This is a genomic window from Moraxella sp. CTOTU48841, from assembly GCF_032061225.1.
GTDB classification, from domain to species: Bacteria; Pseudomonadota; Gammaproteobacteria; order Pseudomonadales; family Moraxellaceae; genus Faucicola; species Faucicola cinerea.
In genome coordinates this window covers 490425-504297 of the sequence record NZ_DAMBFQ010000001.1, presented here as the reverse complement: position 1 = coordinate 504297, position 13873 = coordinate 490425, and the positions used below count along the sequence as shown (strand labels likewise).

Genomic DNA, 13873 nt, shown 5'->3' with positions numbered 1-13873 from the left:
TTTTTGATTCAGGACAAACATGGGGCAAGCTGGGAAAATCGACATGAATAAAACTATCCTCTTAAAATCCGAAACCGACACCCAAGCCTTAGCTAAAGAGCTTGCCGAAATGAATTTAACCGGTAGCGTTTGGCTGTCGGGTGATTTGGGTGCGGGCAAGACCACGCTTACCCGCTATTGGCTACAGGCAATGGGGCATACAGGCGCGGTAAAAAGTCCGACTTTTACCCTGGTTGAACCTTATCGTATTACGCAGGACGATGGTACAATTAAGCCGGTTTACCATGCCGATTTATACCGTCTCAATGATCCTGAAGAATTGGAGTTTATCGGTTTTTATGAATATCAAGATGAGCCAAATAGTTTGGTGATTATTGAGTGGGCGAGTCGTGCAGCAGGCTATCTGACGCCGCCCAATGCAAGCATTGATATTAAACGCCTTGATGACGAACAACGAGAAGTGACGATAAGTTTTGCCTGACAACCGTATTCATAAATTATCCCCACTGCTTATTAACCAAATCGCCGCTGGCGAGGTAGTGACGCGCCCTGCTTCTGTGGTCAGAGAATTGATTGAAAATGCTATCGATGCCAACGCTACTCATATTCGAATCGATATTGAACAAGGCGGGCTTGGGTTGATTCAAATTAGTGACAACGGCATGGGAATTCATCCTGATGACATGACGCTTGCGGTCACTCGCCATGCCACCAGTAAACTTGCTAATGTCAGTGAGTTGGTTGGTATTCATAGTTTAGGCTTTCGCGGCGAGGCACTAGCGAGCATTGCGGCGATATCGCATTTGACATTAACCAGTAGTCACAATGACAGCGGTATAGGGCAACAGCTGAGCGTGAGCGGTAGTGAGGTAAGCCAAGCTACTATTCGTCCTGTCGTAAAACATCGCGGCACGTGTGTCAGCGTTCGCGATTTGTACTTCAATGTGCCAGGCAGACGCTCGCACCTAAAAAGTATTGCCACAGAATTTGCCCATATTGAACAAGTCGTGCAGCGATTAGCGATTAGTTTTGCCGATGTGCAGATTGAATTATATCATCAAGACAAGCTGCGTTTTAGCTTAACGCAGTCAGCCCAAGCCCCTCACCAAAATTTAGAGGGTGCTGCATTGCCTTTTTTGCCGGCGTTTAGTTTGGCGCGGCTTGAACAAGCGTTAAATTTGCCATTAGCTGAGATTGCACAGCCATTTTATTTATCATTGCAAGGTTTACAAGCACAGACAGAGGAGTTAAGTGCCCAAGTCACCGGCTGGTTTTTTATCGCCCCTAAAAATAATCTGCCAAAACTGATTTATATCAATCATCGTTTGGTCAGTGATTTGGCGATTAGTCAAGCCATACAAAAAGTGGGTCGCAAGCTAGGGATTGGCATCGATAATTCGCTACAAATGGGCTATGCGTTGTCTTTTGAGCTGCCTGCCGAGTGGATAAATGTCAATATTCACCCAAGTAAACAACAAGTCAAAATCCAGCCATTGACCAATATATTAGCTTGGTTGTCTCAGCATATGCTAGAGCAATTGCAGCCTAAAATGACTGAGTTAAATACCCTGCAACGGCAAGCTTGCGTGACAAAAACTGATGACAGTAACGTCGATAAATTTCAAAAATTGCCTACAGGTGAAGCTACGTCCATTCAGTATATAAAGACCGGTGAGATAAAGACGGGTGAGAAACCCAACGCCACCCATGAGCTAACCCATGTTGCCGAAAATCAGTCGATTTATCAGGTGGCAAGAAAGGGTGCTGTTGATAGGTTAACGGATAGCGACGCGATACAGCTAGTAACCTTATTTGAAAACAAGCATGAATTTGAAAGACAGCATCAATGTGAAAACCAGCATCAAACTTTTGCTTTAATTTTTTGGCAAGGATATTTTTATCTGATTGATTTACAATACCATCATATAGACAGTTATGATACAGCCTATGTTCAATCTTATTTGAATCAAGCTGATTTTACCCACATTGCCGATAATGCCATTCGAGTCAGTGAAGCTGACATGCTACAATGGCTGCTGTCGCATTCGCATTTACCTAATCCCTAGTTACCTCCCTAGTCACCTTAACAATCCCCAGAATAAGCTATGATAACAGCCGATAAACAAGACGTGATTTGCCTTATAGCACCTACTGCCAGCGGCAAGACAGCGTTGGCGTATGAACTCTACGAAACAGGCAAATATCGTCTTATTTCGGTAGATTCTGCCTTGATTTATCGGGATATGAATATCGGTACTGCCAAACCGACACGTGAAGAATTGGCAAAGTATCCACATGCCCTCGTTGACATCATCAGTCCTGAGCAAAGCTACAGCGTTGCCCAGTTTGTAAGCGATGTGGACTATCATATCAATCTTGCTCATCAGCAAAATAAAACACCTGTGTTGGTGGGTGGAACCATGCTGTACTATATGGCACTGATTCAAGGTATTAATGATATCCCAGCAACCTTGCCTGAGATTCGCCAACAAGTCACCCAATTGATTGCCGAGCAGGGGATTGAACAGCTACATGCTTATTTAACCCAGGTAGATCCTATCCTTGCTAAGCAACTCAAAACCACAGACACCCAAAGAATTGGCAGAGCGGTCGAAATCTATCTACAAACAGGCAAGCCATTAAGCGCTTGGCAAAACCAGCCAGCTAGGGCATTGGCCGATAACCCACATCAGCATTGGCAGATTTTAGCCGTCATGCCAGATCGTGATTGGTTACACAAGCGTATCGCACTTCGGTTAGATATCATGTGGCAACAAGGTTTTTTGCAGGAAGTGATTGCCCTGCGACAACGATATCACCTCACGGCTGATCTGCCATCCATGCGCTGCGTTGGCTATCGGCAAGCTTGGGATTTTTTAGAAAAAATACAAAATACAACATTGTTTACATATGATAATAATGAAGAAAATTTTCATGATGATGTGGCGCGTTTTTTACTAAACACGCACAGCTCCCCAATTCAAGATTATAGACAAACTATGCAAAATGAGGCATTATATGCTACAAGACAGTTAGCAAAACGCCAATATACATGGATGCGTAAGCTGGTTAGCACACAACAATTGGTTGAGCGTTTTGATATCAGACCCTTGGCAACTATTGATCAAGCAAGAAATTTGCTAATAAAAACAAGTTAACAGCAGTGACATGCTTGGGTGATACTATTTGAGTGCTTATCTAATATGGTGATTCGACAATCCATATTAAGCTAATAAGGTATAATTAAAAATTCGTTTAAAAATATAATAATTTAACCAACTTTCTGTTTATTTCTGGGAGAAACCTATGTCAAAAGGTCAAACACTACAAGACCCTTTCTTAAATTCTTTACGCAAAGACCGTATTCCAGTGTCTATTTTTTTAGTCAATGGCATCAAACTTCAAGGTCAAATCGAATCTTTCGATCAATATGTGGTATTACTCAAAAACACCGTCAGTCAAATGGTCTACAAACACGCCATTTCAACGGTAGTACCTGCCCGTAATCCCCGTTCAGCCACGCCAATGCCAGGGGCAAGTGGATATGGCCAATCTAGCCAACTGGGCTTTGGTCAAACAGGCGGTTTTGAGCCACAAGGCTATGGCGCAAATCGCACAGGGTTTGCTAATCGTGGGGGCTTTGGTGACCGCGGCTTTGATGGCGGTTATGACAATGACCCACGTGGCTATTCGCACGAGCGTACAGGGTTTGCCCAAGCACCGTATGATCGCAGTGGTTTTACTGACCGTGGTTTTGATAGCGGCTATGACACTATGAATTTTGAGCCTGCCAAAGATGATACTAATTTTGACGATGATGCCAATGGCAATGGTGAAGACAAGTTTTAATTTTAAATCCAACATCTTATATGACGTGGCGAACATTATCAGTGTTCGCCATTTTTTATAGCTTTTATAACTTGTCTTTTATAGTTTATTTGGAACTGATTTAGCAATGCCTGGATTGTTAATATAAACTCGATGAAATGTTGTCAAAATATGTATTTTCGGACTTATCCCGTGAATATTGGCTTAAATTGCGCTATGATAACGACAGTTTGAAAAAGTTTAAATTTTAGCTTTTAAGGTTGCTGATGGCTGAGCGATTAAGCGCACCAACAGCCATCTTGAAAAATTAGTGAGGAATTATCTTGGATGCATCGGTTGATTATTTAAAGCATGCCAAAGACGCTATCAAAACAGAACAACATGCTTTAGATTTGCTGATTGAACAGCTAGATGAACGATTTGTGACCGCTTGCCATTTGATTGAAAACTGTCAGGGGCGTGTAGTGGTGACAGGCATGGGTAAGTCAGGGCTTATTGGTCGCAAAATTGCAGCGACTTTTGCCTCAACGGGAACGCCGTCTTTTTTTATGCATCCTGGTGAAGCAGGTCATGGCGACTTAGGCATGTTGGTCAAAGGCGATGTGTTAATTGGCATCTCAAACTCAGGTGAGTCAGATGAAATCCGCACGTTACTGCCAGTGGTAAAAAAACTGGGCATTCCGCTCATTAGTATCAGCCGTGACAAACGCGGTATTTTGCCAAGATCTGCCGATGTGGCTTTGACTTTAGGAGCGTCTGAAGAAGCTTGTCCCCTTGGGTTAGCACCGACATCAAGTACCACAGCTACTTTGGCGCTAGGAGATGCGTTAGCGGTGGCGTTGGTGCATAGTAAGCATTTTACCTCAGAAGATTTTGCTTTATCACATCCTGCAGGGGCATTGGGTCGCAAATTATTGACCCAAGTAAAAGACTTGATGCATGTGAATAACCTACCAACCATTAATGAGCATTCAACGCTTAACGAAGCCTTGTTTAGCATGACAGGTGGCAGACTAGGGATGACAGTGATTACCAATGCGAACAATCAAGTCGTGGGTGTATTCACCGATGGTGACTTGCGGCGTAGCTTAGCGCGCCAATTGGGGCTTGATACGCCGATTAGTCAGGTGATGTCAACCAATCCAAAATCCGTCAATTCTGATATGCGTGCGTCTGACGCGCTGACATTAATGAATGAACAAAAGATAAATCAGCTATTAATCATTAATGATGATAAGACTTTAGCGGGTATTTTGACCTTGCATGAGCTACTGCATGCGGGTGTGAACTAATAGGCTTAAAATAACTAGGCTTACAATAATAAGGATAAGGTCATGCAAAGTCTGCTCACTAAAGCAAAAAACGTTAAACTATTGGTCATGGATGTGGATGGTGTATTGTCTGATGGAAAAATTATCTATGACGCCAACAGTGTTGAAATCAAAGGCTTTAATGTTCAAGATGGCTTTGGTATTCAGCGTATTCACCAAGCAGGGATTCAAACTGCCATTATAACGGGTCGTACTAGTGACATTGTCACGCATCGCGCCAAAGAATTAAAAATTACCTATCTAGTGCAAGGGCGGGAAGACAAATTGACAGCACTCAATGAATTGTTAGCTAATATTGGTATTTCGCTAGCAGAATGTGCGTATATCGGTGATGATTGGCCAGATATCAAAGCCTTGCAATCCGTCGGATTTGCTGTAGCCGTGGCAAATGCCAATGGCGAAGTCATCAAACGTGTGGATATGGTTACCACACGCTCAGGCGGAGAAGGAGCTGTTCGTGAGTTATGTGATTTGATTTTAAAAGCAACGGGTCATTACGATGATATTTTGGCAAGTTATGTGATTTAGTGCCTGTAAGTTGGTTTAAGGGATTTGTGCTAAGGGATTTGTTCTAAGTGATTTATTTTAAGTGATTTGGCGTATGCGGTTTAGTGTGGTAACGTCCGTTTTTATCAAATTTTTTGGCAATGTTAGGTGGCAATCGTGTCAACAAAAACGCTATTTATTTTAGGCTTATTATTTATTATCGTATCGGCCTATTTTTATGCGCAAAACGATGCTCGCTTGACCCAAGTGTCACTCAAACCGACCGATATTGATTACCAAGCAGAGCAAATCAAAGCGCTACAAACGACCGAAACAGGTAGTGTCGGCTATCAGTTAACAGCGGCGCAGGTAACCCATTACCAAAATGCCAATACCGCCGTGATGTCCAAGCCGCAGATTGTTATCCGTCCAAAAAATGAGCGTGAAGTAACCTTGGTGGCAGACCAAGCACAATTGGATGAAAATAAGCAGATTGCCAAACTGATAGGTAACGTGACCTTAACGAGCGTTCCGTTGCTCACCCAAAATACTAGTATGTCAAATTTGCCCGTAAAAATGATAGGTAAAAACTTTGTCGGTGATTTGGTCAATAATACAGTAATGACTAATGAACCGCTTACCTTTATCCATGGGAATAATCGGTTTGATGCCAAACAATTTAGTGGTGACTTGGCAACGGGTGATTACGGTTTTGGACAAGTGAGTGTGATGATTCAACCTGCACAGTAGCTAACCCTATCTCTATGGAGTAGAGTGGCTACTGTTAAGATAGTCATTCAGTTGCGATGTTGACGGGATTTAAGTGAGTATCAAAAATCTTTAACTTCGGTGCTAATTTAATCTATATTGTTGATTTTAAAATTTTTATATAAAAGGTTTAACATGATTGTGGTGAAGACTCGACAATTAATAATGGCTGGCGGTGTGTTAGTTGCTGGCATCCTTGCGGCATCGAACGTGGCAAACGCCCTGCCATCAGACGCCAATGAGCCGATTCGGTTATTGGCAGACAAAGCGACGTACAGTGAGCGCTCTGGGGTGACAAGCTATACAGGCAACGTCACCATTTCCCAAGGCACGCTCAAAATGGCGGCCGATAATTTAACCGTCAATTTGACGCCAACTCGCGCCATCGAAAGTGCAGTCGCAACCGGGCGTCCTGCCACTATCCAACAAATTGTGACACAAGAGAAGGGCTTGGCGAAAGGTCAGGCGAATCGAATTGATTACAATGTCAAAACAGGGCTTGTCACTCTGACAGGTAATGCGCGTTTGACCCAAAATGGCGGTAGTTTTTCTGGGAATGTCATCCATTACAGTCTAAAAGTGGGTGATATTGAGGCAAAAGCAGGGAATAACCAACGTGTTGAGCTGCTGTTTCCGCCACAAGCGAGCAACCGTGTGGGCGTTCGCAATCGCTAGTATTTTTTAACTTGCTTTCGCTCTGTTCATTGCCATTGTTTAGTTCTAGGATTTATTATGTCGCAACCGCAAGCCAACCAGTCTCTAATCATGCAGCACCTTGCCAAACGCTATGGCAAGCGTTGGGTGGTTAAAGACGTGTCTTTTTCGGTAGAACAAGGACAAGTGGTTGGGCTACTCGGTCCAAATGGGGCGGGCAAGACCACCAGTTTTTATATGGTCGTTGGTTTGGTCAATATGGACAAAGGGCAAATACAGCTGGGCAATCGGGATTTGTCGGCATTGTCCATGCACGAGCGCGCCGCATCAGGCATTGGCTACTTACCGCAAGAAGCGTCAATTTTTCGCAAATTAACCGTTGAAGAAAATATTTTATCGATTTTGCAGACTCGCACAGATTTGGATAAAGCGGGGCAGCAGCAGCAACTTGAGCAGCTGATTGGGGAATTTAATTTGGGTCACGTACGCCACTCATTAGGCATGAGCGTGTCAGGCGGTGAGCGCAGACGCTGTGAGATTGCCCGCAGCCTTGCCTCAAATCCCAAGTTTATTTTGCTTGACGAGCCTTTTGCGGGGGTTGATCCGATTTCGGTAGGCGATATCAAAGAGGTGATTATTAAGCTCAAACAGCGCGGCATCGGCGTGTTGATTACCGATCACAACGTGCGTGAGACTTTGGCTATTTGTGAACATGCGTATATTGTCAGTGAAGGACAAATTATTGCGGCAGGTACGCCAGAGCATATTTTAGACAATGAGTTGGTACGTAAGGTCTACTTGGGTGAAAACTTCATGGTCTAGCAAGCAGGGTTTAGTAAGATTGTTCAAGGCAAAACGTGATGACGATCAAAGCACGCATCTGGCAAGCAATGTTATTTGAGACAATCGCCATACTGCTATCGTTAGGCTGGGTAAAATTACTCAGCTTTTTTGGCTTTACGGGTAGTGAATCGCAGCATAACTCAAGTATATTAGCGCTGCTGATTGGCATTTCGCTCATCGCCATGATTTGGACATTTGTTTATAACTTACTGTTTGATAAATTTTTTACCGGTGAAAAACTGGCTCGTCCGCTATGGCTACGGGTACTGCATATACTGGGGTTTGAAGGTGGCTTGTTGGGCTTTACCTTACCACTGGTCATGTGGGTGATGAATATTGGACTGTGGCAGGCGTTTATGCTCGATATTTCGTTGACCTTACTTATTTTGGTGTATGGGTTTATTTTTTACTGGATTTATGACCTAGTCGCCCATAAATATAGTCGCAAATAACGGCAATCTTGCGTGTCAAAACTTGTGTGTCAAAAATAGTTCGCTATCCCTAATTTCATTGCATTAATTTCATCGCATTGTTTATCCCTCTCACCACCATCAATACGCTTTAAGTTTCTTTATTCTTTAATTTTTCTTTATTTCTAAATTTTTCATTGCAAATTGGAATCTATGGCAAAATCAAAATCATCCTACGTATGCCAACAATGTGGCGCAAACTTCGGTAAATGGTCGGGACAGTGTGCCGAATGTGGCGCCTGGAATAGCCTTGTCGAAGCCCCACCGGTCAGCATGCCACATCATAAACCCGTCACCAAAAAAGCTAGCAACTACGCAGGCGAACAATCGAGCGTCATGCCACTTAATGCCGTGCCTATGTCACTCGATACTAGGCTACCAACGGGTGTTGGTGAATTTGATCGGGTGTTAGGCGGCGGCTTAGTAGCAGGTTCTGTGGTGCTGATTGGGGGTGATCCCGGTATTGGCAAATCCACTATCTTGCTACAGACGGCGATTCACATGGCAGAAAATCACAGTCTAGCCGGCAGTGCGCTGTACATTACGGGTGAAGAATCGTTGTCACAGGTGGCGATGCGGGCTAGTCGTTTGGGGCTACCCAATAACAACTTAAAAGTATTGGCAGAAACCAATGTTGAAATGATCTGTCAAGCGCTAACCCAAGAGCAACCAGCCGTCGCCATCATTGACTCAATTCAGACTTTGTTTACCGAAGCCATCCAATCCGCGCCAGGCGGTGTCAGTCAAATCCGTGAATCAGCGGCGATTCTAACGCGCTATGCCAAGCAAACGGGCACAGCGTTATTTTTGGTCGGGCATGTGACCAAAGAAGGGGCACTGGCAGGTCCTCGTGTGCTAGAACATATGGTAGATGCGGTACTGTATTTTGAAGGGCAGTCGGACAGCCGTTTTCGAATGATTCGTGCGGTGAAAAATCGTTTTGGTGCCGTCAACGAGCTGGGCATTTTTGCCATGACAGATGCAGGGCTCAAAGAAGTGGCAAATCCATCGGCGATATTTTTAAGTCGCTATGATAAACCGATTGCAGGCTCAGTGGTCATGGTTAGCCGTGAAGGTACCAGACCACTACTGGTTGAAGTACAAGCGCTGGTGGATGAATCGCAAGGACAACCTAGGCGCATGGCACTAGGTTTAGATTATCAGCGCTTAGCCATGTTGCTAGCAGTCATGCACCGTCATGGCGGTATCCAAACCAATGGGCAAGATGTTTATGTCAATGTGGTAGGCGGGGTCAAGGTGCTTGAAACCGGCTCAGATTTGGCGGTGTTATTGGCCTGTGCGTCTAGTATCAAGGAAAAGCCTTTGCCTTATACCCTGGCGGTATTTGGTGAAGTGGGCTTATCGGGTGAAATCAGACCTGTGCCCAATGGTCAAGAGCGTCTAAAAGAAGCGGTGAAACATGGCTTTACCCATGCGATTGTACCCAAAGCCAATGCCCCAAAAACGCAATTAGAGCAATATCAAGGTCTCAAAATCATCGCGGTTGAGCGACTAGACGATGCGATTGATAGCGCCTTTAATTATCTATAAATAAAGGAATCATCTATAAATAAAAGACATAAAAAAAGCTGAAAAGTAATGTTTCAGCTTTTTTATAATTGACTTTTTTATTCCGCATCAGCCGCAAAATTAAAGTATTTGGATTGACTGCCAATGATTTTTTCAACCGCTTCAATCACTTCATCCACCACATCATCATACACCCCATAGTGAAGCTCATTGCGAAATGAGGTAAACGGACTTTTACGTAGGCCTGAACGCACTTCAGTGATACCATTTTTATGGTAAATAAAATCGACTTTACCATTGGTATTTAATACACAGCTTAACCGTCCATCTTTTACCATCATATCCACGCGCTCTGGCATAAAGATGTATTCATTGACATTTAACGTTTTGTCTTCGACAGCTTTCGTAACAAGTGATTTTAAATCAAACATAATGACCTCAAAGGATATTGTTTTTTATAATTAAAATTTAGGGAAAATAGCAGTATTATCACTGCTTGCTTATCCAGTGTTATTATGAAGAATTAATTTATCACTGTGTGTAAAAAAATGGATAACTTATGTTATCCATCTTCATCTTGTTAAGTGCTAGGGTTTATTTAATTTATTCTATTTAACTTATTCTATTTAACCCACCGTATTTAATTGGGCCCAGTTAAGTTAGCTCAAAATTAAGCTGTCATCTTCTACCACTTCGCCGCGGGTGCGTTCAAACATATTGAGTAAATCATGAACAGTCATGCCTTTGCGTTCATCGCCTGATACGTCTAGTACCACTTGCCCTTGGTGTAGCATGACGGTGCGTGTGCCGTGATTGAGCGCTTGTTGCATGGAGTGAGTGACCATCATGGTGGTGAGATTGTTTTCTTGGACGATTTTATCGGTCAGTTCCAAGACGAAAGCGGCGGTTTTTGGGTCAAGGGCAGCCGTGTGTTCATCGAGTAGTAAAATTTTCGACGGCTGCAGGGATGCCATTAATAGGCTAACCGCTTGGCGTTGCCCGCCTGATAATAAACCCATACGGTCAGTGAGTCGATTCTCTAACCCTAATTTTAAAATCGCCAGTTTTTCACGGAAAATTTCACGGTTTTTGTGATTCAATGCGCCTTTTAAAAAACGCGATTCGCCGCGCTTGTAAGCAAGTGCCATGTTTTCTTCAATGGTTAAGGCTTCACAAGTACCTGCCATTGGGTCTTGGAAAACGCGTGCTACCCAGTGTGCGCGCTGGTGGGCAGATTTTTTGGTCACGTCAATATTGTTTAAGGTAATTTTGCCGCTATCCACCCGAATAGTGCCAGCGACGGCATTTAAAAACGTCGACTTACCTGCGCCGTTGGTACCAATGACCGTGACAAATTCACCCGCCTCAATACGCAGGCTGATACCACGTAAGGCAGGGTTTTCAATGGGCGTACCAGGATTGAAGGTCAATCGTAGGTTGTCTGCGTTCATCATAAGGCATTGTCCTTTTACTTTACTTTTACTTTATAAGTTGTTAAGTGCCAAAGTTAACATCAACTATTTGATACCAAGTTAAGCAGCATGCTTATGGCGATTGCTCAAAATTTTTGATTTGATTTTTGGTAGGATTAAAGCAATCACCACCAGTAGTGCGGTGACTAAGTTAACATCTTGAGGACCAAAACCAATCGCACGTAAGGTATCATTTGACAACGCAATTTGGATAAAGAATTTATAAAGAATCGCCCCGACAATAGCAGATAGGGTAATCCACAGCATTTTTTTGGCAGGGATGATGGTCTCACCAATGATAACGGCAGCAAGGCCAATCACAATGGTACCAACACCAATGGAAATATCGGCACCCCCTTGGGTTTGTACGAAAATTGCACCAGCAAGCGCAATCAGTCCGTTAGAAATCGCCATACCTAACAAAATACTACGAGAAGTGGCAATCCCCTGTGCTTGTGACATTCTAAGGTTAGAGCCAGTTGCCCGCATCGCCAAGCCCATCTCAGTACTAAAAAACCAGTCTAGGAATAATTTGGCAGCAAGCACCACACCCCCAATCACCACACAGCGCATCCAATAGCCGTTACTATCGGTCACCAGTTCGCCAAATATCGTTGGCTCACCGAGCAATGGCAAGTTTGGCGCTTGCATAATACGCAAATTGACGGCATACAGCGCGACCATGACTAAAATACTTGAGAGCAGCTGTAAAATACCAAGTTTGACATGTAGCCAAGCCGTTACCAAACCTGCAACACCACCAGCAAGCATACCAAAGATACAAGCCAGCCAAGGGTTGACATCCGCGATGATTGCCACGCCTGCGACAGCACCGCCTAAGGGAAAACTACCATCCGCGGTCAAATCTGGAAAATCTAACACCCGAAATGAAATGTATACGCCCAAAGCCACTAACGCATAGATTAGACCACTTTCTAGGGCACCAAATAAAGCAAGTAACGACATAACTGTTCACACAAAAAAGTAAAGACCGCTTGTTAATTTAACAAGCAGTCAGATGTTAAGGTAAACCAAGTGGCATTAAGCGTAATGCGACTAAAGTACAAATACGCGCTTTGAAACTTTAGTTGCCACTGGGAAATTAAATTTGCAATCACATTAAAACAGCTAACATTAACGAATGACTTATTGTTTAGCTTTTGGCGCAGGCTCTACTTGTGCTGCCTGACTAATTAAATCTTGTGGCAGCGTGATGCCAACCTCTTGCGCGTGTTTTGGGCTAAGGTATAAATCAAGCTTATTCATAGTGATAGGCTTGATAGTACCTGGTTGTTCACCTTTTAGAACGCGTCCAACGATTTTACCTGTTTCGATGCCCAAATTTTTGTAGTTGATACCCATTGCCGCGACTGCACCACGGGCAACGGAATCAGTATCAGACGCCACTAGAGGGACTTTAATTTCTTTAGCCGCTTGGTAAAGCGACTCATAGGCCGATACCACGTTGTTGTCAAGTGAGGTATAGATGAGCTGAACTTTACCTTGTAGACCGCGAGTTGCTTGCGGAATATCGGTAGTGCGCTGTGCAGGTGCCGCAACGATGTTGATACCCATAGGTTTAAATTTTGCTTCAAGCGCTTTGAGTACTACCGTTGAGTTGACTTCCCCTGGGCTGTATACATAGCCGACTGATTTGAGATTTGGTACGACTTTTTTCATCAGCTCAATCTGTGGCTCAAGTGGCAACATGTCTGATGCGCCTGTCACGTTGGTGCCAGAGGCTTCCCAAGATTTTATCAGTTTTGCTTCGACAGGGTCGGTAACTGCAGAGAAAATGACAGGAATTGAGTTGGTCGCTGCAATGACGGATTGCGCCGATGGGGTAGCAATGGCAACGATGGCATCGGGTTTATCCGCGGCAAATTGTTTGGCAATCTGACCGGCAGTCGCCGTATTGCCTTGGGCTGATTGGAAATTTACTTTTAGGTTTTGACCTTCTTTAAAGCCTTCGTTGCCAAGCTCTTCAATCACACCTTGACGAACGGCATCTAATGCTGGGTGCTCAACGATTGCCGTGATAGCAACAGACTTGGTATCGCCTGACACAGCTGTCGTTGCGCTTGCCGTGCTTGCGCTACTGGCATCAGCTGTTTTATTGTTAGATTGGCTACAGCCCATCAGGCTTGCCATACAAATTCCACCTAGCATCATTGCTTTGGTCAAACGAGAAACACCAAATGTAGCGTTCAACATATATCACTCCAAAAATCCATCCATAGGGTAACAATTAAAAAGGTAATAAAAAGGTAAATCTTAAAAAGAAAATCTTACACTTCAATAACAATATCATACAGCATTGTTAAGCATTATTTACATTTTATCAGCTAATTTTGCAGTCGCATAGCGTTATATATAGTAGCCCTAATCAAAGTTTTGGGTAACTGGTCAAAAAGGTGTTTTCTGATAAATTCATACAATATAAAAATCTGTCTCATTTCGCTACTGCATCATTTTTTAATAATAATTCGCT

General features: G+C 43.6%; 15 protein-coding genes. 11 read left to right on the top strand and 4 right to left on the bottom strand.

The genetic code is table 11. The features are described 5' to 3' along the window. The first annotated feature begins 43 nt into the window (after nucleotides 1-43). The 11 genes from tsaE to radA all read left to right on the top strand — a co-directional run bounded on the left by tsaE (nucleotide 44) and on the right by radA (nucleotide 9931). Nucleotides 44-481: a tRNA (adenosine(37)-N6)-threonylcarbamoyltransferase complex ATPase subunit type 1 TsaE gene (gene tsaE / locus RT034_RS02200; protein ID WP_239741803.1), complete on the top strand. Its 438-nt coding sequence runs from the start codon at nucleotides 44-46 to the stop codon at nucleotides 479-481. Next, nucleotides 474-2066 (top strand): DNA mismatch repair endonuclease MutL, encoded by a 1593-nt coding sequence (mutL, locus tag RT034_RS02195; protein ID WP_313013056.1) that lies wholly within the window; start codon nucleotides 474-476, stop codon nucleotides 2064-2066. The genes tsaE and mutL overlap by 8 nt, the downstream gene beginning before the upstream one ends. Before the next feature lie 39 nt (nucleotides 2067-2105). After that, a complete protein-coding gene (gene miaA, locus RT034_RS02190) occupies nucleotides 2106-3158 on the top strand; it encodes a tRNA (adenosine(37)-N6)-dimethylallyltransferase MiaA (RefSeq protein ID WP_313013054.1) in 1053 nt (350 codons plus the stop codon). 148 nt (nucleotides 3159-3306) lie between these two features. Continuing rightward, on the top strand, nucleotides 3307-3849 hold the full coding sequence (gene hfq / locus RT034_RS02185; protein WP_050324114.1) for an RNA chaperone Hfq: 543 nt from the start codon (nucleotides 3307-3309) through the stop codon (nucleotides 3847-3849). 302 nt (nucleotides 3850-4151) lie between these two features. Next, the gene (locus tag RT034_RS02180; RefSeq protein ID WP_313013051.1) at nucleotides 4152-5120 is read left to right on the top strand and encodes a KpsF/GutQ family sugar-phosphate isomerase; all 969 of its coding nucleotides are present in this window, start codon (nucleotides 4152-4154) and stop codon (nucleotides 5118-5120) included. Between the two features lie 42 nt (nucleotides 5121-5162). Then, nucleotides 5163-5687: a KdsC family phosphatase gene (locus RT034_RS02175; RefSeq protein WP_313013048.1), complete on the top strand. Its 525-nt coding sequence runs from the start codon at nucleotides 5163-5165 to the stop codon at nucleotides 5685-5687. A gap of 135 nt (nucleotides 5688-5822) precedes the next feature. Then, complete coding sequence (gene lptC / locus RT034_RS02170) at nucleotides 5823-6395, top strand: LPS export ABC transporter periplasmic protein LptC (protein WP_050324506.1); 573 nt, start codon at nucleotides 5823-5825, stop codon at nucleotides 6393-6395. A 183-nt stretch (nucleotides 6396-6578) separates the two neighbouring features. Further along, nucleotides 6579-7088 carry a lipopolysaccharide transport periplasmic protein LptA gene (gene lptA, locus RT034_RS02165; RefSeq protein ID WP_313013343.1) on the top strand — a complete coding sequence of 170 codons (510 nt, stop codon included), beginning with the start codon at nucleotides 6579-6581 and terminating at the stop codon, nucleotides 7086-7088. A gap of 57 nt (nucleotides 7089-7145) precedes the next feature. Beyond that, nucleotides 7146-7889 carry an LPS export ABC transporter ATP-binding protein gene (lptB, locus tag RT034_RS02160; protein ID WP_312523111.1) on the top strand — a complete coding sequence of 248 codons (744 nt, stop codon included), beginning with the start codon at nucleotides 7146-7148 and terminating at the stop codon, nucleotides 7887-7889. A 38-nt stretch (nucleotides 7890-7927) separates the two neighbouring features. Beyond that, the gene (locus tag RT034_RS02155) at nucleotides 7928-8362 is read left to right on the top strand and encodes a PACE efflux transporter (protein WP_313013042.1); all 435 of its coding nucleotides are present in this window, start codon (nucleotides 7928-7930) and stop codon (nucleotides 8360-8362) included. A gap of 171 nt (nucleotides 8363-8533) precedes the next feature. Further along, entirely contained in the window at nucleotides 8534-9931 is a 1398-nt protein-coding gene (gene radA, locus RT034_RS02150; protein WP_313013040.1) for a DNA repair protein RadA, read from the top strand. 77 nt (nucleotides 9932-10008) lie between these two features. On the opposite strand, the gene RT034_RS02145 is transcribed toward radA, so the two are convergent. From RT034_RS02145 to RT034_RS02130, 4 genes are all read right to left on the bottom strand, one after another. Beyond that, nucleotides 10009-10341, bottom strand: a complete 333-nt coding sequence (locus RT034_RS02145) for a hypothetical protein (protein ID WP_096488671.1) — start codon at nucleotides 10339-10341, stop codon at nucleotides 10009-10011. Between the two features lie 228 nt (nucleotides 10342-10569). Next, nucleotides 10570-11364, bottom strand: coding sequence for an ABC transporter ATP-binding protein (locus RT034_RS02140; protein WP_036593505.1), 795 nt, complete (start codon nucleotides 11362-11364; stop codon nucleotides 10570-10572). Between the two features lie 78 nt (nucleotides 11365-11442). After that, a complete protein-coding gene (locus RT034_RS02135; RefSeq protein ID WP_219298865.1) occupies nucleotides 11443-12348 on the bottom strand; it encodes an ABC transporter permease in 906 nt (301 codons plus the stop codon). 180 nt (nucleotides 12349-12528) lie between these two features. Continuing rightward, on the bottom strand, nucleotides 12529-13596 hold the full coding sequence (locus tag RT034_RS02130) for an ABC transporter substrate-binding protein (protein WP_313013035.1): 1068 nt from the start codon (nucleotides 13594-13596) through the stop codon (nucleotides 12529-12531). Nucleotides 13597-13873: the final 277 nt, after the last annotated feature.

Bases quoted from the DNA above. Each gene is read 5' to 3' on its own strand.
- hfq (WP_050324114.1), top strand. From the start codon at position 3,307: ATGTCAAAAGGTCAAACACTACAAGACCCTTTCTTAAATTCTTTACGC.
- lptA (WP_313013343.1), top strand. From the start codon at position 6,579: ATGGCTGGCGGTGTGTTAGTTGCTGGCATCCTTGCGGCATCGAACGTG.
- RT034_RS02140 (WP_036593505.1), bottom strand. From the start codon at position 11,364: ATGATGAACGCAGACAACCTACGATTGACCTTCAATCCTGGTACGCCC.
- RT034_RS02155 (WP_313013042.1), top strand. From the start codon at position 7,928: ATGACGATCAAAGCACGCATCTGGCAAGCAATGTTATTTGAGACAATC.
- RT034_RS02130 (WP_313013035.1), bottom strand. From the start codon at position 13,596: ATGTTGAACGCTACATTTGGTGTTTCTCGTTTGACCAAAGCAATGATG.
- lptB (WP_312523111.1), top strand. From the start codon at position 7,146: ATGTCGCAACCGCAAGCCAACCAGTCTCTAATCATGCAGCACCTTGCC.
- tsaE (WP_239741803.1), top strand. From the start codon at position 44: ATGAATAAAACTATCCTCTTAAAATCCGAAACCGACACCCAAGCCTTA.
- RT034_RS02145 (WP_096488671.1), bottom strand. From the start codon at position 10,341: ATGTTTGATTTAAAATCACTTGTTACGAAAGCTGTCGAAGACAAAACG.
- RT034_RS02135 (WP_219298865.1), bottom strand. From the start codon at position 12,348: ATGTCGTTACTTGCTTTATTTGGTGCCCTAGAAAGTGGTCTAATCTAT.
- radA (WP_313013040.1), top strand. From the start codon at position 8,534: ATGGCAAAATCAAAATCATCCTACGTATGCCAACAATGTGGCGCAAAC.
- RT034_RS02175 (WP_313013048.1), top strand. From the start codon at position 5,163: ATGCAAAGTCTGCTCACTAAAGCAAAAAACGTTAAACTATTGGTCATG.
- miaA (WP_313013054.1), top strand. From the start codon at position 2,106: ATGATAACAGCCGATAAACAAGACGTGATTTGCCTTATAGCACCTACT.